Below are 18,394 nucleotides of genomic sequence, written 5' to 3'. Positions count from 1 at the left end.
CCCGGCAGGCCGCCGAGAGAAGATCGCCCACACACAGGACTGGGGCGTACAGCACCGACATCCTGCTGTCGGCACCCGCCGACGGATAGCCGTGTGACTCGCCGACATCCTCGACCACAGAGTCAAGATCTTCACGGGCGACAACGTCGTCGAGTCCGAGGAGATCTGTCCGCAGTGAGCGTGGAGGCCTCCCCTTGAACGTAGCCACCGGGCGCCTGGGACCCCGAGCGGCCACCGCGGGGCGCGGCCCCGCGACACGGCGGCAGACCGTGCCGCGGGGCCGCGCCTCGTTCTGACGCCCTTGAGGAGTGAGATCGTTCCGGGCAGCCCCCGGGGGAGACCCGGGGTGTTCTAGGCTCGCGGGGTGGATACACGTACCGCCCTGGAGAAGTGGCTCGCCGGACTCTCCGCCGAGCGTCTGACCGCCCTGCTGGAAGAGCGCGAACTGCCGCAGGCCGCCGGCTACATGCCGATGGCCACGTTCCGGCACCTCGCGGAGCACCTGCTCACCGACGAGTCCGTGGAGCGGGCCGTCGCCGCCGGAACGGGCGGTGAGGCGCAGTTGCTCGCGTGCGTGGCGGCCCGCGCCCTGGAGAGGTACGGGCCGGCACCCGACGCCGGGCGGCAGGCCTACGCCTGGCGCCCGGCGCCGCCGCCGGTCGACCCCTACACCCGGATGGTGCCCGAGTCCGAGCTGCTGGACTGGCTGGAACAGGGCGGCACGCCCCGCGAGAGGACGTCCCGAGCCCTGGAACGGCTGCGGGAGCGGGCCCTGCTGCTTCCGGCGCCGCCCGGCCAGTTGGCGCTGCCCTCCCGGGTGCACGCACTGTCGGCCCGGATGGACGGCTACGGAAGGCCGGTCGACACGCTGCTCACCCGGGCGTACAACGCGCCGGAGATCAAGCGGATCGCCGCCGTCCTCGGCATCGGGCTGAGCACCCGCGCGGACGCGCAGAAGGCGATCGGAGCGCTGCTCGCGGACGGCGACCGGGTACGGGAACTGGTCGCCGGCGCCCCGGCGGCGGCCCACGAACTGCTCGGGCACATGCTGGAGGGCCCCCCGCTGCTGCGCACGCACTGCTTCGTCTCCCGGTACGGCGGTTACGCGGGGCCGGACGACAAGTACGTCTTCCGTGGGGGCGGCAGCGGCGACGAGGGCACCGACTGGCTCGCGGAACGCGGCATGGTGGTGCCGGTCGGGCAGGACCTGGTGGAGCTGCCGTACGAGGTGGGCCGCGCCCTGCGCGGGCAGCAGCCCGCGCCCGTGCCGAGCCTGGATCCCGAACCGCTGACGTGCGTTGCGCCGCTGCCCCGGGACTGGGCGGGCCAGGGCGCGGTGGCCGCCGCGGCCGCGGCGTGGCGGGTGGAACTGGTGCTGCGGGAACTCGCCGCGCAGCCCGTGGCGGTGCGCAAGGCGGGCGGGATCGCGGTGCGCGAGACCAGGAGACTGGCCAAGGCGGCCGGGACGAGCGAGGAGCACACCCGGTTGTGGCTCGACCTCGCGGTGAACGCGGGCCTCGCCGCCCCCAAGGCCGAGGAGGAGCAACCCGCCGCCCGCGGCAGGGGGCGCCGCCAACCCCCCGCGGCGAAGCCGCCGACGCGGCTGCTGCCCAGCGAGCGCTACGACGCCTGGGCGGCCGCCACCCCCGCCGGGAAGCTGCTGCCGCTGGCGGCCACCTGGGCCGTCGTGCCCGAGGTGTTCACCTACTGGCCGGAGGCGGACGAGACCCCGGTGGCGCTGGTCAGTCCCCAGGACCCGTACGCGGCGCCGCTGCGGCACGGCGTCCTGAAGGCGCTCGCGACGCTGCCGGAAGGCCGCGGGCTCGCCGCCGGGGACGAAGCACGCGAGGAACTCCTCGAGCGCGCCGTCTGGTTCCATCCGGTGCTGCTGGGCCCCTATGAGAACGAGGAACTGGAAGGCATGCTCGAGGCCACGGTGGCCGAGGCGGAACTGCTGGGCCTGGTGGTGCGGGGCGCGCTCACCGAAGCCGGCCGCGCGGTCGTCGGACTCCTGGACGCCGGGGCCGCCCGCCACTACCCGGCCGTGCCCGGCACGGACGCCGACCCGGCCGCGGAAGGCGCCGACCGGCTGGGGAAGGGCCTGGCCGAGCGCCCCGCCCTGGCCAAGGCGGTCGCCACGCTGCGCGAGGCGCTGCGCGCGATGCTGCCGCCGCCGAGCACCACGGCCCGGTTCCAGGCCGACTCGACGGCGACGGTCACCGGCACGCCCGCGCCCGACCTGGCGGCGCTGCTGTCCGCGGTCGGCGACATCGAGTCCGAGGGGCACGCCGTGGTCTGGCGCATCACCCCCGCCTCCTTGCGCCGGGCGTTCGACGCGGGATGGGACGCCGAAGAGATCCTCGACCGCCTGTCCGCCGTCCGCCGACCGGGGACGGAACTCCCGCAGCCGCTGACGTACACGGTCAAGGACGTCGCCCGCACCCACGGGCGGCTGCGGGTGGTGCGTTCGGCGTGCTGCGTCCGCTCCGAGGACACGTCCCTGATCGAGGAGGTCGCGAAGACGCGCGGCCTCGCCAAACTGGGCCTGCGGAAGATCGCGCCGACCGTGTTGATCTCCACGGCGCCCCCGGAGGAGACCCTCGCCGCCCTGCGCGCCGCCGGCTACGCCCCCGCCCTCGAGGCGGAGACGGGCACCACGGTGCTGGAACGCGTCCCCGCGGAACGGTCCCGGCCACTGGTCCCCGCTCTCGACGAGGCGCACCCGCAGTACGGCGAGCGGGTGCGCGGAGTCCCCTCCTCGGCAAGGGAGTTGGCGGTGCGGCTCGCGGCGGGACGCTGAGCCCGGGGGCGCGCCGCGGGTCGTCAGCCCGGCTGCCCGCCGGGCCGGGAGGGCGTCGGCCGTGGCGTCAGCGGCGCCCGCGATCGTGACAGGAGGGCGCGCACGGCGGTGTGGGCGAGACAGCCCGCCGCCGCGCCGACGGCGTACCAGAGCAGGTCGGGTGCGTTGAAGGTGGAGCCGAGCACGAGGCGGGCGATGGTACTGCGCCGGGACAACTCCGCCGGCACATAGCTGAGCTGCAGGAACTCGACGCCGCAACTGAACGCCAGTGCTGTCGCGGCGGCCTTGAGGGGCGCGAGCCGTGGCGCGGCGAGGACGACGAGGGCGAGCACCAGGACGGTGTAGAGCGCATCCCCGCCGTACTTGGCCGCGCTGCCCGCCGCGATGGCGCGCAACCCCAGCCCGGCGCCGACGGTGACGATCGCCGCAGCGGCCGCCGCCGTGCGGATCCCTCTCGTGTCGACGGCGCGGGCAGGGGTACCGGGGAGGAAGGTCACGGGGGTCATCCTGTCGGACGCCCGGGGCGGGGCGCATCGGCGGGTTGCCGACGTAGGGATACGTCGGTGCGGGCGGGTCCACGTCGGCGCGGGCGGGTCCACGTCGGTGCGGGCGGGTCCACGTCGGTGCGGGGCGACCCACGCCGCCCGCAGTCGGCCGTGGACCCCTCCGGCGTCAACGGCGCCGCCGCCTCCGCGGAAATCCCCTTGCCCCGCCCACCCCGCCGCCTTTATCGTCAGGGTGACACTTATAGGAGGTCGCCGCGTGTCTCTCGCGGATGTGCTCGCCCCCCTTCAGCAGCCGCTGTTCACGCTGCTGGACACCCCCGTCAGCTGGGTCGAGGTACTCGGGTTCGGCAGCGGAGCGCTGTGCGTGTGGCTCGTGGCCCGCCGGCACATCGCCAACTGGCCCGTCGGCATCGCCAACAACCTCTTCTTCATCCTGCTCTTCGCCGGCGCCGGGCTCTACGCGGACGCCGCCCTGCAGGTCGTCTACGTGGTGCTGGCGGCGTACGGATGGTGGTCCTGGGCCGCCGCGGGATCAGGCGCAGGGCGGCTGCCGATCAGCCGTACCGGCCCCCGTACGTGGGCAGTGCTGGCCCCCGTCACGGCGGTCGCCACCGTGCTGCTGACCCTCGGGCTGGACCGCTTCACCGACTCCACGGTGCCCTTCTGGGACGCGCTCACCACCGCGCTGTCGCTGGCCGCCACCTACGGCCAGTGCCGGAAGAAGATCGAGTCCTGGTACCTCTGGATCTCCGCCGACCTCGTCTACATCCCGCTGTACGCCCACAAGGGCCTCTACCTCACCTCGGTCCTCTACGCAGGCTTCCTGCTGCTGTGCCTGGCCGGCCTGCGCGGCTGGCGGGCCGAGGCGGCGACCCGCGCGGCAGGCCCGGCGGTCCGGACGGAGGCGGTGGCGTGAGCGAGTTCGACCACGGGCTGGTGCTGGGCAAGTTCTACCCGCCGCACGCCGGCCACCACCACCTCGTCCGCACCGCCGCCGCGCGGTGCCGCCGCCTCACCGTGCTGGTCTGCGCCTCCGCCGTCGAGTCGATCCCGCTCGCGGACCGCGTGGCCTGGATGCGCGAGGTGCACCCGGAGGCGGGCATCGACATCGTCGGCGCCGTGGACGAGATACCCGTCGACTACACCGACCCCGATGTCTGGGACGCCCACATGGCCGTCTTCAAGGCGGCGGTCCCCGAGCCCGTCGACGCCGTCTTCACCTCCGAGCCGTACGGCCTCGAACTCGGCCGCCGGTTCGGCGCGGTGCCGGTGACGGTCGATCTGCGCCGTACCGCTCATCCCGTCTCCGGGACCGCCGTCCGCGAGGACCCCGTCGCCTGCTGGCGCCACCTGGCCGCGCCGGTGCGGGCGGCCCTGGCCCGCCGGGTGGTCGTCGTCGGCGCCGAGTCCACCGGCACGACCACCATGGCCCGCGCCCTCGCCGAGCACTACCGGTCGCGCGGAGGCGTGTGGGAGGCGACGCGGTGGGTGCCCGAGTACGGGCGCACCTACAGCGAGGAGAAGTACGCGCGGCTGCTGGCCACCCGACCGGACGCGGCGTTCGACGATGTGAGTTGGTCCTCCGAAGAGTTCGAGGTCATCGCCGAACGCCAGCTCGAAGAGGAGGACGCCGCGGCGCGGACCGGCTCGCCCGTCCTGTTCTGCGACACCGACGCCATGGCCACCACCATCTGGCACGAGCGCTACATGGGCGGCCGCAACCCGCGCGTGGAAGCCGTCGCCGAGCGGTGCCGGCAGCACCTGTGGCTGCTCACCGACGACACCGGGGTGCCCCTCGAGGACGACGGCCTGCGCGACGGCGAGCACCTGCGTTCCTGGATGACCGGCCGCTTCCGCACCGAACTGGACCGCCGGGGCCTGCCGTACGTGGTGCTCAGCGGCCCGCACGAGCAGCGCCTGCGGACGGCCGTGACGGCCGTGGACGCGCTGCTCGCCCGCGGCTGGGACTTCGCCGCGCCGCTGCCGCAACGGGGCGGTCTCCCCTCGCCGCGCTGAGGGGCGAGAGCCGAGGGCGCCGCGGGTCGGACGGGCGCGGACGGGGGGCAGCCGATGCCGGCGGCCCTTCCGGACGCGATCGGCGGTGCCCCCGGCCCACGTACCTCAAGCGGCGCTTCAACTTCGTCCGCATCCCCGTCGTGACGAACAAGAAGAGCGAGGCGGAGATCGTCCGCTTCCGCACCGAGGAACTGCTGCGCCGCCACCAGATCGAGCTGGACGTGCCGCCCACCCTGCTCGACGTGCTGCTGCGGAGCTTCGCCGACCTGCGTGCCTCGGCGGCCGCCGCGGGCAGCGACGACGAGAAGCTGGAGTCGGCGCTCTCCACCGCCGAGCAGATCGGCGTGCTGGAGGACTCGGACTCCCAGGACGTCGGCTCCGGGTAGTCCGCGATCCGTGACCAGGCGTCGGTTCCGGGGTCGTAGGCGTACGCCTCGGCGGTGCCGCACCGCTCGTCGCAGCCGCCGACCGTGTACAGCTTGCCGTCGACGGCCGCGCTGCCCTGCCCGGCGTACGCGACGGGCGCCGACGCCCCGGTGCTCCAGGTGTCGTTGTCGGGGTCGTAGATCTCCAGCTTGCGGTCGGTCTCGGGGTTGATGCCCTGCTTCCAGCCGCCCACGACGTAGAACCTGCCGTCGATGAACTGGGCCGAGGGAGCCTCCCGGGCGTCCTCCGCGGGAGTCCTCTTCGTCCAGGTGCCGACGACCGGGTCGAGGACGTACATCGCGCTGGTGACCTCGAGCCCGTTGAATCCGAAGGCGGAGTACACCTTGCCCTCGGAGGTGCCGACGGCGTTGCCGAGGACCTTCTCCGGCAGGTCGGGGCCGGTCTGCCAGGCGCTGCCCGACGCGGCGGCGGTCGTTGCGGCCTTGCGCCGGGCCGAGGCGGGGCCGGCCATGCTGGCGTGCGGGGAGAAGCTCCCCTTCACGGTCTGCAGGGGTGCGCCGCCGCCGAGGGCCTGGAGGTGGAAGCCGCCGGACCTCTCGTCCAGCGTGACCGTGGCGGGCGCGCCGCCGGTGTTCTTGACCGTCAGGTTCCGCGTGGCGGACGTGCCCCAGCCCAGGGACGCCTCGACGGAGTCCGGGAGGATCGTCAGCTGCCCGGCCTTGAGGGCGTGGGAGACGGCGACGGTGCTGTCCGCCGCGACGTCGACCGTCCTGGTCAGCGCCGTGTAGCGGGGCTTGGCCACGGTGACGTCGTGCTTGCCCAGGTCGGGCGAGAACATCAGGTACAGGCCGTCGTCGAGCGCGGGATCGCCGGGGGTGGCCACGGTGGTCGCGGTCACCTGCGGGTCGTCCTTGGCGGTGACGGTGGCGCCGACCAGGCCCTTGCCGGTGTTGGCGTCGGTCACCAGGCCGGTGACCAGGCCGCCGGGGGTGGCGTCGAAGTCCCGCTGCCCGACGAAGACGTCGTCGACGCCCCAGTACCAGCCGACGTCGGTGACGAGGTGGAAACGCACCCGTACGTCGGGCTTCCCGGCGAACGCGGTGAGCGGGATCTCGGCCTTCGCGTGGTCCGCGAAGCCCGTGGGCGCCTTCCACACCCTCTTCCAGGTGGCGCCGCCGTCGGACGTGGCGTCGACCGTGATCGCGTCGTCGGCGTACCCGAAGTACATCGTGCTGAAGGCCAGTTCGGGGTCGGACACGTCGGTGAGGTCGTAGGACGGGCTGATCAGCTGGGAGTCGAGGGGCGTGAACGCGGCGTTGTCGGCGATGGCGAAGCCGCCCTCGCCGCCTGTCTCGTTGCCGTAGCGGCCCGACTCCTCGAAGGCCCAGCCGTTTCGCCAAATGCGGCCTTTTGGAACAGGCCTGGGCGCTCGGCTGGTGCGCGCGGCCCGCGAGGAAGATGCCCGGCCACTCGGCGGTGGGGAGCGCAGCTGCGTCGCCGCCGCCACAGGTGCGAGGGGCGCAGGGCGGCGAGGAGTGGCGCTCAGGGGGTGACGATGGCGAGCCCGGCGGGCAGAGGCCACCGGCGGCGTGTGTGTCCCCGCGCTCCGCCGACCCTGGTCATGGGCGCACGCCGAAGCGTGCTGACGCCTTCTCAGTGCAACTCGCAAGGAGGCGGCCGACCCGTGCGTTCGGGCAGCCTTCGTTCGCGTGGGGCGAGCCCGCCCAGCGGCGGGTGCCGGTGGATCTGATGTGTCCGCCCTCGTCGACCGGTCTCGGCGCGCCTCCTGCGAAAGCAGGGGCCCGGCCCGCTCGGCGCCCTACTGCACCTGGCCGCCGCTCTGGGCTGGATCGGCCCACTCATTGACCTGACTAATCCCGAAGCCGCTTCCAGGCCGAGGACCCGCACCGGCGCCCGCCGGGGGCTCCTCGACAACCACCCCTCCACCTCGCTGGTCCCGAAGTTGCCCGATGGCTGGCGGGCCTACCAGACCGTGCTGGAGTACTGGGACGGCCGGAGTACATCGTTTCGCGTGACTGGGCCGGATCGCCGTGCCCGCGGAACAAACGGTACCCCCTACACGAGGAGCGAGCCGCTGTAGCGGCGTGATCGCAGAGGTTGCCGAGGGGGCCACCATCGTACCGACCTCGGCGCCTCGGGTGGCAGAGGCGATCGCAGTGAAGAACACCGAGCGATGGCGAAAGACCGCCGCACACAGCACCTTCACCGCCGCCTGTCACATGACTATCCTTGATCACATCATCGCGGCCCGACGGGCTTCCGCTCCGCTCCGGCGGAGTCTCGAAGGACACGCCCCCACCCGCACGAGTCACTTCGTGCTGCCTGGGGGAATTCCTTGCTGCTCCGCGAGTCGGCCAGGACGGTCGCCGTCATGGCCCACGACGGGTCGCTCTACCACCGCCTGACTGAGCAGTTCGTCCACATGCACGGCTATCGCCCGGGGCCCTCCGAGGCCCGCTCTTGGGAGCGCAGCATCCCGGGGCTGGTAGGCGCGCTCAACGACGCGGGGCTCGGCGGCGTGGAAGTGATGCTGGAGTACGCGCTGCCGCTGAACAGCAAGCGGGCTGATGCCGTGTTGGCCGGGGTGCATCCGTCCACGGGCGAGCCCTCCTACGTCATCGTCGAGCTGAAGCAGTGGAGCCAGGCGGCACCGTACGAGGACGATCCGGCCCTGTGCCTGGTGGACGCCTACGCGCACCCGGTGCTCAACCCCATCGAGCAGGTGCGCCGCTACTGCGACTACCTGGTCAACTTCAACGGCGCGGTAGCCGAGCACCCCGAGCGGGTCAGCGGCGTGGCCTACCTCCACAACGCGACGGAGTTCGGGGTCAGCGGCCTGCGGGAGATCGAACTCGACGACCGCGGCCAGCTGTTCACCGCCGAGAGCAGAGGCGCGTTCATCGAGCACCTGCGCGCCAAGCTGAGCGACAGGCACGCCGGGACGCGCGCTGCCGACGAGCTGCAGGCGGCCAAGACGGTTCCGTCCCGGCAGTTGATGGCCGTCGCGGCGCAGGAGGTGCGTGAGCGCGAGCAGTTCGTCCTGCTCGACGAGCAGCAGGTCGCCTACCGCATGGTGCTCAACGCGGTACGCAAGGCGAAGCGGTCCGACCACAAGGAGGTCGTGGTCGTCACCGGCGGCCCGGGGACGGGTAAGAGCGTCATTGCGCTCTCCCTGCTCGGCGACCTGTACCGGGAGGGCGTGCCGGCCCTGCACGCCACCGGCTCGCAGTCCTTCACCAGGACCATGCGCAAGGTCGCGGGTGCGCGGAAGCGCGAGGTGCAGGACCTCTTCAAGTACTTCAACAGCTTCATGACGACCGAGAAGAACACCCTCGACGTGGTGATATGCGACGAGGCGCACCGCATCCGCGAGACCTCCGCGAACCGCTACACCTCGGCCGCCCATCGGACGGGCAAGCCACAGATCGACGAGCTCATCGACGTCGCCCGGGTCCCCGTCTTCCTTCTCGACGAGCACCAGGTCGTGCGCCCCGGCGAGATGGGTACCGTGGCCGAGATCAAGGCCGCCGCCGCACGAAAGGGTCTGGCCTGCAGCGTCGTACCGCTCGACAGCCAGTTCCGTTGCGGCGGCAGCGACGCCTATCTGCGGTGGGTCGGCCGCCTCCTCGGTCTGGAACCCGGTGGCTCGGTGGTCTGGGAACCCGACGATCGCCTGCAGCTCCTCGTCGCCGACGCACCGCAGGAGATGGAGGCGTTCCTCGAGGAGCGCCGCGCCCAGGGCCACGGTGCCCGGATGTCCGCGGGCTACTGCTGGCCGTGGTCACCCGAGCCCAAGCCCGGTGAACCGCTTCCCCCGGACGTGGTGATCGGCGACTGGGCCCGCCCCTGGAACCTGCGCGGAGAACGCGCCATCTCCGGCGCTCCGCCGTCCGCTCTTTGGGCGACCGATTCCGCCGGATTCGGTCAGATCGGATGCGTCTACACCGCCCAGGGCTTCGAGTACGACTGGTCGGGTGTCATCATCGGCCCCGACCTTGTGTGGCGCGAGGACCGATGGGTCACCGACCGTACGAAGTCCAAGGACCCGGTCTTCAGGAAGTCCACCCCCGACGCCGACGTGGACCGCCTGATCCGCAACACCTACAAGGTGCTGCTGACACGCGGCATGGTGGGCACCGTCGTGTACTCGACGGACTCGGAGACGAGGCGCAAGCTGCGCGAGCTGGTGGGAACGGACCGGAGCGCTGCGCTGGTCTGATCGCGACCTGTGAGGCCTGCCCACGTGCAGCTGGCGGAAAGGGATGCCGATGCCGCGGTCCGTTCCCCCAGGCGGGCAAATGACGGAGGAGCTGGCCCGGCGGTCCAAGAGCTGAGGGGCCTCGTGCATGTGGAGGCAGCAGGCCCCAGGGAGTCACGTCCTACTCAGATCGGCTCCCCTGTGACCAAGCTGACGAGTCGCGCGCAGTCGGCAGAGAGGGGTGTTGCTCGGACATCAGAGTGCGTACGGCGATGTGGACGCCCTCCAGAAATGCATCGCGTGGCTGGCTCGTCGCGGTCAGGAGTGGAGATGGGCGATGTAGCGGCGCAGGGCGTCGGTGCTGTGGAAGACGCGGTAGTCGCCGGCCTCGAGCGCCGCCTGCTCCTCCGCAGTGGTGTCCGGAGTCAGGACGACGGGGACACCCAGCTCCTCCTGGAGGCCCTGCGGCCAGTAGGCGGCGGCCACCGTGATCGCGGCCCCGCTCCGGGAGTCGCTGACCTCGCTGTCGAGCTCCGGGGCCGCCAGGCCCGCGGCTTCGAGTTCGGCGAGGAGCGCCGTGAGGCCGGGCACATCCTCGTCAGCGGCCGGTTCAGCCGTGGCGACGGCGGAACGTGCGGTGCCGAACGCTGAGGACGGCGTGAGCTCGACCGGTGACGGGCCGTCGTGCAGTGCCCGCAGGAAGTCGTTTGCCGCACGGGCCAGGAGCTCGCGGCGGGCTGCCAGGAAGGCCGGGTAGTTCTCGACGCGCCACAGTGCGCGGTCCGTGGGAATCCACTGCGAGGCGAGGGCGCCCGGCACCCGGGCCTCGACTTCCTCCAGGTACTCGACAGGGAGCCTGGCACCGATGCGCAGGTTGGTGTCCTGGGTGAGGAAGCAGAAGTTGGCGACGGCGTTCACCTCGGCACGGCTGTAGCCGTGCTCGTACAGCCGGGCCTTGGGGAAGACGTGATGGACCTGCAGAGAGCTCAGCCGGCCGAGCATGCCGTCCCGCAGGGGTACCCCGCTGCCGAGGTCCTGCGCCCCGTACACCCGGGTGAGCATGTAAAGCAGCGGGTAGAAGCGCGATCCCATGCTGGAGCCGACGAAGTCGTCCGGGCCGACGAGGAGCCGGCCGCCGCGGCTGCGGCGCAGCGTGTCGATGAGCCCGTCGACCCCTCCGTCGTCGAGCGCCTGCAGGTCCTGGTTGAGGGCCGTCTCGGTGGCCCCTGTGTGGCGGCCCCACAGGAAGCTGTGGACGTACCAGTAGAACAGCCGGTCCCGCGTCATCGCGTCCGGGAACGAGCCGTCATGGTGGTGGAGGAGGCGGCTCATCACCGGGAAAGCGCCGCGGCCGCTCAGGACGCGTCCGTGGTCGAGGCCGAGCCGCCCGCCGAGGGCGTTGAGCAGGAACCCGATGGAGTCGATGGTGTCCTTCAAACCCGTCTGGAACGCCGGTACGTCGACGTCGGCGAGCTTGGAGAACTGAGCCTCGCCGGTAAGGACCCCGTTGACGTTGCGGAGCAGCCAGTCGAGCTTGAAGTCGAACCCCGCGGCTGACCACGTGCTCAGGGCGGCGTTCATCGTGGGACGGGCCTCGGGCCATGCGGCGCAGATGGCGGCCAGGGCCAGATCTCCCTTGGACAGCTTGGTGCCACCGGAGTTCACCCTGTTGAAGATCTCGACGACGACGTCGATCGTCTTGTCCTCGCCGGTGACCTCGTCGATGTGGACGCTGCGGTCCTTGATCTGCGTGATCCGGTTGAGGCGCTCGATGTAGGCGACCTGAAGGCTCGCGTCGCCTTCGGCGAGTTGGGTGACGGTGAGCAGCTGATTCCCCAGACCGCCCTGGAAGAGGGCGGTGACGTCCACCCACACCGGGTTGTCCTTCATCTTCGCGGGCGCGTAGAACTCGAAGACCTCGGTTTGCAGGTTGAAGTGCAGACCGGTCAGAGTGGCGGGATGCCCCTCGAAGAAGCGGGGCGGGCGGCCACGCATCACCCCGTACAGGGTGGTCACCCGCTGCTGACCGTCGAGCAGGAGGTGAATGGTGCCGTCCTTCTCGGAACCTCCGCCCCTGGTGTCGGCGCCCTCCGCCTTGGTGCTCCAGGTGAGGAAGCCGCCGATCGGGTAGTTGCGGTACAACGACTGGAAGAAGCCTCGGACTTGGTCGCGGGTCCACACGTAGCCGCGCTGGAACTCGGGCAGGGCGATGTCACCTGCGTCGACCTTGTCCAGGATCTGCGAAATCTGCACGTCTTGCTGCCTGCCTTCCGGGCCCGGAGGCTCCCCCCACGAGGCCGCCGTACGATCTCCACAAATTAGCAGTCGGCCGCTTCGGCGATACCGCCAAGAGCACCGTCCCAGCCTGCCTCCGTCCGTTGTCGGCGCGAGGGCAGGCATCACCTGCTGGCCGGTAGGCTTCAACGCCGTGAGCGAGTACCAGTACTACGAGTTCCTCGCGATTGACCGTCCGCTGGACGACGACGAGGTCGCCCGGGTGCGGGCGCTGTCCACGCGTGCCGACATCACCGCGACCCGCTTCGTCAACGAGTACCACTGGGGCGATTTCAAGGGCGATCCGACGAAGCTGGTCGAGCAGCTCTACGACGCCCACCTGTACTACGCGAACTGGGGCAGCCGCCGCCTCGTCCTGCGTCTGCCCGCCGGGACGCTGAGGGCCAAGGAAGCCACTGCCTACGCCATGGACGAGTCGCTCGGCGTCTGGACTCGCTCCGGGCACACCCTGCTGGACTTCTCCGTGTCCTCCGAGGACGGTGCCGAGTGGGAGTTCGACACCCACTACACGCTCTCGACCTTCGGGGGACTGCGCTCCGAACTCGCGGCGGGAGACCTGCGCGCGCTGTATCTGGCGTGGCTCGCCGGGCTCACCGCCTGGGAGCTGGCGGAGGACGATGAGGAGGAGTACGCCCATGAGGTCGAGCCGCCCGTCCCCGCGGGGCTGGGATCGCTCACCGGTCCCCAGCGGGCCCTCGCGGAGTTCATCGGCGTCGACATGGACCTGCTGGCGGTGGCCGCCGAGGCCAGCGGACCCGCCACCGCGAGCCCCGTGAGCCGCAAGGCCCTGGCGGCCTTCATCGCCGGGCTCCCCGCCGCCGACAAGGACACCCTGTTGCTGGAGGCCGCCCTGGGTACGGCGCCCTCTCCAGGACCGCACCTTCTGGCCCGCTACCGCGCCACCACCGTCCCGGCCCCTCGCGGCGGTACCGCACCGCGCAGCGCGGCCGAGCTCCTGGACCTGGCCCACGCCCGCCGTACGGAACGCCGGGAGCGCGAGCGCGTCGCCCGCGCCGCGGCCGAACGGAGCCGGGCGCGCGCCGCCGCCGAGGCGCGCGAGGCGCACCTCGACCGCCTCGCCCGCGACGTCGAACAGGTGTGGCTGGACGTCGACGACCTGATCGCTCAGAAGAAGTCCGGCGCCTACGACTCCGCCGTCGCACTCCTGGCGGACCTGCGTGAGATGGAGGCCCGCACCGGCGGCACGGCTGACTTCGACCGGCGGGTCGGCGAACTGCGGGTCGTGCACCGGGGCAAGCCCTCGCTCATGCAGCGCTTCGACGCCATCGGCATCCCCCGGTGACCGCACGGTACGGTGCCCGTCGTCACTCTCCTGGCGATCGAGGAGTGACGGCGGGCCGCCCGTTGCGCTACGACAACCGCAGGTAGGTCGATGTTGAAGTCGCCCTTCTCGCAGTGGGGCCTGCCCACTTGGTCGCCCGCCGCGAAGGTGACCGGCACGTGCACGGACTGGTAGGCGGCCCAGCCGCCCGTGTCCGGGACGGTCACCGCGGCCAGCGTGGTGGCGCGCACCGTAGCCTCTCAGCATGGATCACGGAGAGGTTCGGGTCGTCGTCCGTAAGTTCGACGGCAGTCCGCACTGGCACCACACCATGCTGCGGCTGGGCGAGGACGACTTCGGGGTGTGGCTCGGTGCGCCGATCGGTACGGTCTACGGCAAGGGCGAGGAAGCCGAGGTCTACACCACCCAGGAGCGGCGAGTCATGCTCTTTCCCCGGGACACCTGGTGGACGGCCCTGTTCCAGGAGGTGCCCGCTCGGCTGGACGTGTACTGCGACGTCACCACGCCGCCCGAGTGGACAAGCACCGGTGAAGTGATCACGGTGGACCTGGACCTGGACGTCTGCCGGACACGCGTGGACGGGTCCGTGTACGTCGACGATGAGGACGAGTTCGCCCTTCACCAGGCGCGTTACGGCTATCCGCCGCACGGCGTCAGCCGTGCGGAGAGCACGGCGGAGTGGCTGTCCGCCGCACTGCGCGATGGCACCGAGCCCTTCGGCGCAGGCTACCGCCACTGGCTTGCCCAAGTCCGTTGAGCCCGGTTGGCCGGTCACGATGCCATGGCGAGTGGGCGCCCGCCCCAGCGTGCCTTCCCCGGTGAGCCACCGCAGTTGCGGCGCCCCGCGGGCGGCGTGCCCGTCAGGCGACCGCCGCCGTCGTGGCGCAGTCGCGGCACAGGCCCGGGTGTTCAGACCTGTGGGCGCGGTCGCAGGCGTCACAGTTCTGCATCGGGAGGACGTGCGGGCGCTGGGCACGTGGGGCGGGCAATGGTGCTGCCTCGATCGGTTTGAGGTGTTGTAGGCGGTAGGCGATCAGCCCGGCCGGCCTGCGCAGGATCGGCACGGGGAGGTCCGCGCTGAGCGCCTCCGCGATCCGGTCGGGGGCGATGCCGCGCCGTAGCCAGTCCTCCACGGCGGGTGCCAGCCGCGTGACGTCCCGCTCGGAGAGCAGCAGCCGCGGGTCCCTGAGGCGCAGCGCCGCGAGTACGGCGACCGCCTCGGCTGCGGGCGGCGCCGTCGAACGCGTGGGCTTGGGGGTGGGCGAGGGGGCGGGCTGCGGCTCCGGCGCCCGCGCGGGTTCCGGCTCGGGCGGCGCCGCGTTGCGCGCTTCGCCGGTTGCCGGTGCGGCGGGGGAGGGGTCGTCGTAGACGTACGTACGGGTGCGGATCTGGCCGTTCGCCGCGCGCACCGGCACCCGTTCCAGGAAGCCTTCCGCCTCCAGCTCGTTCAGGGCGCGGGCCAGCCGCGTCTCGCCCTCCGTGAAGTGCTTGCGCAGCGCCTCGATGCTGACGGGCACCCCGTCCGGTACGGACATCAGGTAGGCCCCGACGCCGACGGTCACGGCGCTTCCGGGGCGCTGGGCGAGGCGGTTGGACAGGATCGTGAAGTTCGCTGTGAGGCGGCGTCGTACGTGGACGGCACCGGATGTCACAGGCTCGGCGGACGGGCGCGCGGGCGCGCTAGACTGCGGCTCAGCCATCGGGAAGCTTGACTCTTCCTGGGTGGTCAGGCCTCGGCCGGGATGGGTAGTCCCTGCCGGGGCCGTTCATTTGTGTGGGGTTGTTTGCCGCGACCATACCCCCACCTTCCGGCTTCGCGCCTCCAAGTCACCCCTACGGGTGACTGCTTGGGGGAGAGGGCAGGTGGGGCGGGGTTCTGGTTCTTTCTTCACAGTCCTTGGCAGGTGTCACCCGGGCCACCGGCCCCCGGCCGTCCACGGCCTGTCCCGGACCACCGGCCCCCGGGCAACCGGGCACCGGTCGCGGCGTGCACCGTCTTCCTTCGCGGCCATGCGGACGTCTCGTGAGCACCCGTTAGAGTCCACCCGTGGACTGGACGCAACGTGTGCGGAACCTGCGGCAGTGGTCGCAGAACGGGGAGCGCGCGCCGCACAAGCCGCTGCTGATGCTGTACGCACTCGGACGGTTCCAGCGGGACGCGGGGGAGCCCCTGCGCTACACCGACGTCGAGCAGGAACTGGCCGGACTGCTGCGCGAGTACGGTCCCCACCGCCGCACGAATCCCGCGTACCCCTTCCATCACCTCGTCAACGACGGCGTCTGGGAGGTGCGGACGCATCTCGGGCCGGGCAGTCCGGGGACCGGGGTGCGCGCTCTGCGTGAGAGCGGGGCGGAGGGGCGGCTGGCGCCGGGGCTCCGGGCCGCGCTGACCGCCGACCCGGGACTGCTCGGGCGGCTGGCGCACCTGCTGCTGGAGGCTCACTTCCTGCCGTCCCTGCACGCGGAGATCGCGGCCGACGTGGGCCTGGACCTCGAGGCCGCCGGCAGGGTAGGGGACGTCCCCGGTATCCCGCGTCCCCGGCGGCGTGACGCGGAGATGCGGGAGCGGGTGCTCGTCGCCTATGAGTACCGGTGCGCCTTCTGCGGCTACGACGGGGCGATCGGGCGCGCTCCGGTCGGACTGGAAGCGGCCCATGTGAAGTGGTGGGCCTTCCGGGGCCCCGACGACGTCTCCAACGCGCTGTGCCTGTGCTCCTTGCACCACAAGCTCTTCGACAAGGGAGTGCTCGGCCTGGACCCGGCCCGCCGGGTCACGGTGTCCCGGGAGTTCACCGGGCGGAGCCCGGCCGCCCGTACGCAGGTGATCGACCTGGCCGGACGGCCGCTCCTCGGCCCGCAGCCCGGCAGCGCCCCGGTGGCCGCCGAGCACATCGAGTGGCACACCTCGCAGGTCTTCCGCGGTGAGCCGCGCGCGGCAGCCGTGGCGAACTGACGGCGACCCCCCGCGGGCACCCCTGCGGGTCCCGGGACCGCATGGGCGCCTGCGGCGTCGTGTCGTGCCCAGCCTTCGCGGGTGCGGGTCACCCGCCGGTGATCGGACGGGCCCCCTGCCGATGGTCCTGCGCGCGTCATCGTCCCTTCGTTGTGTAGCACAGCTCGTTGTGTAGCACAGCGGGACACGGCTCGCTACACTGGCCGTGTGAAGACGATCACGCAACGTGAGTTCCGCAACAACTCCGCCGCCGTCATGGACGCCGTGGCGAGCGGGGAGACGTTCCACATCACCCGGAACGGCGTCGAGGTCGCCGAGCTCCGTCCCATACGGCGACGGCGTCGTCCGAGAGCCGAGGAGTTGGTTGCGCGGCATCACCGGCTGCCCCGCGTGGACCATGGCGAGATGAGGCGCGAAGCCGAGGAGTTCTTCGGCGGAGCGGACCGCGTGGGCGACGACGATCCGTGGCAGCGCGAGCGTGGCTGAGCGGCACCCCGCGGGTGTGCTCGACACCTGTGCGTACATCGATCTCGGAGTGCTCGATCCGCTGGACCTGCCGGTGCACCCGGAGCTGACCTCGATCACGATGGCGGAGTTGCAGCAGGGCGTCGCCTTGGCCAAGGATCCCGTCGCCAGGGCCCAGCGCATGGAGATGCTGGGAGCGGCCGTGGCCGACTTCGAGCCGTTGCCCTTCGACGCCGATGCCGCGGCGCGCTACGGGACCCTGGTCGCCCTGGTCCTCAAGGCGGAGCGCGACCCGCGCCCCCGCCGGATCGATCTCATGATCGCGGCCATCGCCTCGGTTCACGGGCTCCCGCTGTACACGCGAAACGGCGATGACTTCAAGGGGCTGGAAAGCGCTCTCACGGTGGTCTCGCTGTGAGCCGCTCACTGTGGTGTGCCCTCGGCCGGGTTGCCTGGAGTCCGCCGTTTCCGCCCTTCCGTGCGGCTGCGCCCGACGCGTCGGTGGCCGAGACCGTCAGGTGACCGGGTGACCGGTCAGAGCTTGACGACCACCGCGCGGTCGCCGCACAGCCTGCGCATGTCGTCCTCGTCGGAGGTGAAGACCGTGACCGGGCCCGGTTGCCGCAGGGCGACGGCGGCGAGGGCCGCGTCGATGGCGTATTTGTGCCCGTGCAGCCCCGTGTCCTTCAGGAGGCCGGTCGCCGCATGTGCGATCTCCTCGGTCACCGGCTCGACCCGGATGAGGGACAGCGCCCATTGCCATGCCGGGAGGCGGCGCTTCGGGTCGAAGGCCTCGATGAGGGTTATCGACGTGGTCATGACGCGGGTCCCGGTCATCTTGGCGACTTTGAGGCGCCGCTTCATGGAGGGCTCCCCCCGTACGGTCTGGGACAGGCCCTCGCTGTCGAGAAGGTAGACCGCCTCACCCCTCATGCGGCGTCCTGGGTGCGGCCGGACTTCTCCCCGGCGTCGGCGCGTCGTGCCCGGGCGAGCTCGGCGTGCCTGCGCTCGATCTCAAGGCGTTCGGCCTCGGCCTGGGCCAGCTCGTCCCCGGTGATCGGCCCGTACTCGGACTCCAGCCAGTCGACGAGTTCCCCCAGCCGGTCCTGCTCCCGCCGGCGCTCTATGGCCTGCGTGACATAACGGCTGAAGCCGCCGGGCCCGACCTCGGCCCGGATGGCCTCGGCAAGCTCCTCGGGGAGGGTCACGGTGTACTTCTTCGTCGCCATACCGTTGACCATACCGCGGCCCTCGACGTACGGCAGACAATGACGGATATCTCGCAAGAAGGAGGGTGGGTGAGATTCGTAGCGACCATGCCCCAACCTGCTTGACGGCATCACGGCGGGACCGCCGGCTCCCCGAGGGCTCTGGTATGAGCGTGCCGACGCGAACGTCAAGGGCCCCCGCCGCGGAGCCCGGCCCGGGCCGGAACCGGGCCCTTCCGCGA

14 protein-coding genes and 2 pseudogenes are annotated in these 18,394 nt (G+C 71.8%); 10 read left to right on the top strand and 6 right to left on the bottom strand.

Annotation, left to right across the window (positions count from 1 at the left end):
* Positions 1–364 precede the first annotated feature (364 nt).
* Positions 365–2,800, top strand: coding sequence for a helicase-associated domain-containing protein (locus AC3ET4_RS06945; RefSeq protein ID WP_431947021.1), 2,436 nt, complete (start codon positions 365–367; stop codon positions 2,798–2,800).
* Between the two features lie 23 nt (positions 2,801–2,823).
* Here the strand turns inward: AC3ET4_RS06945 and AC3ET4_RS06940 are convergent, their stop codons facing one another.
* Positions 2,824–3,306 carry a ribosomal maturation YjgA family protein gene (locus AC3ET4_RS06940; protein ID WP_431947020.1) on the bottom strand — a complete coding sequence of 161 codons (483 nt, stop codon included), beginning with the start codon at positions 3,304–3,306 and terminating at the stop codon, positions 2,824–2,826.
* Positions 3,307–3,562: 256 nt separating this feature from the next.
* Between AC3ET4_RS06940 and pnuC the strand changes: the two genes are divergently transcribed.
* The 3 genes and pseudogenes from pnuC to AC3ET4_RS06925 form a co-directional block, all read left to right on the top strand.
* Positions 3,563–4,222: a nicotinamide riboside transporter PnuC gene (pnuC, locus tag AC3ET4_RS06935; RefSeq protein ID WP_431947018.1), complete on the top strand. Its 660-nt coding sequence runs from the start codon at positions 3,563–3,565 to the stop codon at positions 4,220–4,222.
* Positions 4,219–5,322, top strand: coding sequence for an AAA family ATPase (locus AC3ET4_RS06930; protein ID WP_431947016.1), 1,104 nt, complete (start codon positions 4,219–4,221; stop codon positions 5,320–5,322). The genes pnuC and AC3ET4_RS06930 overlap by 4 nt, the downstream gene beginning before the upstream one ends.
* A gap of 104 nt (positions 5,323–5,426) precedes the next feature.
* Positions 5,427–5,681: pseudogene (locus tag AC3ET4_RS06925) on the top strand (ATPase); the annotation flags it as partial.
* Between the two features lie 38 nt (positions 5,682–5,719).
* Here AC3ET4_RS06925 and AC3ET4_RS06920 read toward each other — a convergent pair.
* Positions 5,720–6,046, bottom strand: a pseudogene (locus AC3ET4_RS06920) (Kelch repeat-containing protein); the annotation flags it as partial.
* 2,019 nt (positions 6,047–8,065) lie between these two features.
* On the opposite strand from AC3ET4_RS06920, the gene AC3ET4_RS06915 reads away from it, so the two are divergent.
* Positions 8,066–9,949 (top strand): DNA/RNA helicase domain-containing protein, encoded by a 1,884-nt coding sequence (locus AC3ET4_RS06915; protein WP_431947014.1) that lies wholly within the window; start codon positions 8,066–8,068, stop codon positions 9,947–9,949.
* 297 nt (positions 9,950–10,246) lie between these two features.
* Here AC3ET4_RS06915 and AC3ET4_RS06910 read toward each other — a convergent pair whose 3' ends face one another.
* Positions 10,247–12,181 (bottom strand): GmrSD restriction endonuclease domain-containing protein, encoded by a 1,935-nt coding sequence (locus tag AC3ET4_RS06910; RefSeq protein ID WP_431947013.1) that lies wholly within the window; start codon positions 12,179–12,181, stop codon positions 10,247–10,249.
* 175 nt (positions 12,182–12,356) lie between these two features.
* Here AC3ET4_RS06910 and AC3ET4_RS06905 point away from each other — a divergent pair, with 175 nt between their 5' ends.
* On the top strand, positions 12,357–13,526 hold the full coding sequence (locus AC3ET4_RS06905; protein WP_431947011.1) for a hypothetical protein: 1,170 nt from the start codon (positions 12,357–12,359) through the stop codon (positions 13,524–13,526).
* Positions 13,527–13,770: 244 nt separating this feature from the next.
* Positions 13,771–14,283 (top strand): DUF402 domain-containing protein, encoded by a 513-nt coding sequence (locus AC3ET4_RS06900; RefSeq protein WP_431947009.1) that lies wholly within the window; start codon positions 13,771–13,773, stop codon positions 14,281–14,283.
* A 103-nt stretch (positions 14,284–14,386) separates the two neighbouring features.
* On the opposite strand, the gene AC3ET4_RS06895 is transcribed toward AC3ET4_RS06900, so the two are convergent.
* Entirely contained in the window at positions 14,387–15,178 is a 792-nt protein-coding gene (locus AC3ET4_RS06895) for a hypothetical protein (RefSeq protein ID WP_431947007.1), read from the bottom strand.
* A gap of 395 nt (positions 15,179–15,573) precedes the next feature.
* Between AC3ET4_RS06895 and AC3ET4_RS06890 the strand changes: the two genes are divergently transcribed.
* From AC3ET4_RS06890 to AC3ET4_RS06880, 3 genes are all read left to right on the top strand, one after another.
* Positions 15,574–16,479, top strand: a complete 906-nt coding sequence (locus tag AC3ET4_RS06890; protein WP_431947005.1) for a phosphorothioated DNA-binding restriction endonuclease — start codon at positions 15,574–15,576, stop codon at positions 16,477–16,479.
* Positions 16,480–16,686: 207 nt separating this feature from the next.
* Complete coding sequence (locus AC3ET4_RS06885) at positions 16,687–16,965, top strand: type II toxin-antitoxin system Phd/YefM family antitoxin (RefSeq protein WP_431947003.1); 279 nt, start codon at positions 16,687–16,689, stop codon at positions 16,963–16,965.
* Positions 16,958–17,362, top strand: coding sequence for a type II toxin-antitoxin system VapC family toxin (locus AC3ET4_RS06880; RefSeq protein WP_431947001.1), 405 nt, complete (start codon positions 16,958–16,960; stop codon positions 17,360–17,362). The genes AC3ET4_RS06885 and AC3ET4_RS06880 overlap by 8 nt, the downstream gene beginning before the upstream one ends.
* Before the next feature lie 116 nt (positions 17,363–17,478).
* On the opposite strand, the gene AC3ET4_RS06875 is transcribed toward AC3ET4_RS06880, so the two are convergent.
* Together AC3ET4_RS06875 and AC3ET4_RS06870 are read right to left on the bottom strand one after the other, a co-directional pair.
* The gene (locus tag AC3ET4_RS06875; RefSeq protein WP_431947000.1) at positions 17,479–17,877 is read right to left on the bottom strand and encodes a PIN domain-containing protein; all 399 of its coding nucleotides are present in this window, start codon (positions 17,875–17,877) and stop codon (positions 17,479–17,481) included.
* On the bottom strand, positions 17,874–18,173 hold the full coding sequence (locus AC3ET4_RS06870; RefSeq protein ID WP_431946998.1) for a hypothetical protein: 300 nt from the start codon (positions 18,171–18,173) through the stop codon (positions 17,874–17,876). The genes AC3ET4_RS06875 and AC3ET4_RS06870 overlap by 4 nt, the downstream gene beginning before the upstream one ends.
* Between the last annotated feature and the right edge of the window lie 221 nt (positions 18,174–18,394).

The sequence above is a fragment of the Actinacidiphila sp. bgisy167 genome (assembly GCF_057707665.1).
Note: the sequence above shows the minus strand (reverse complement) of the source record. Positions and strands in the feature narration are given on the sequence as shown.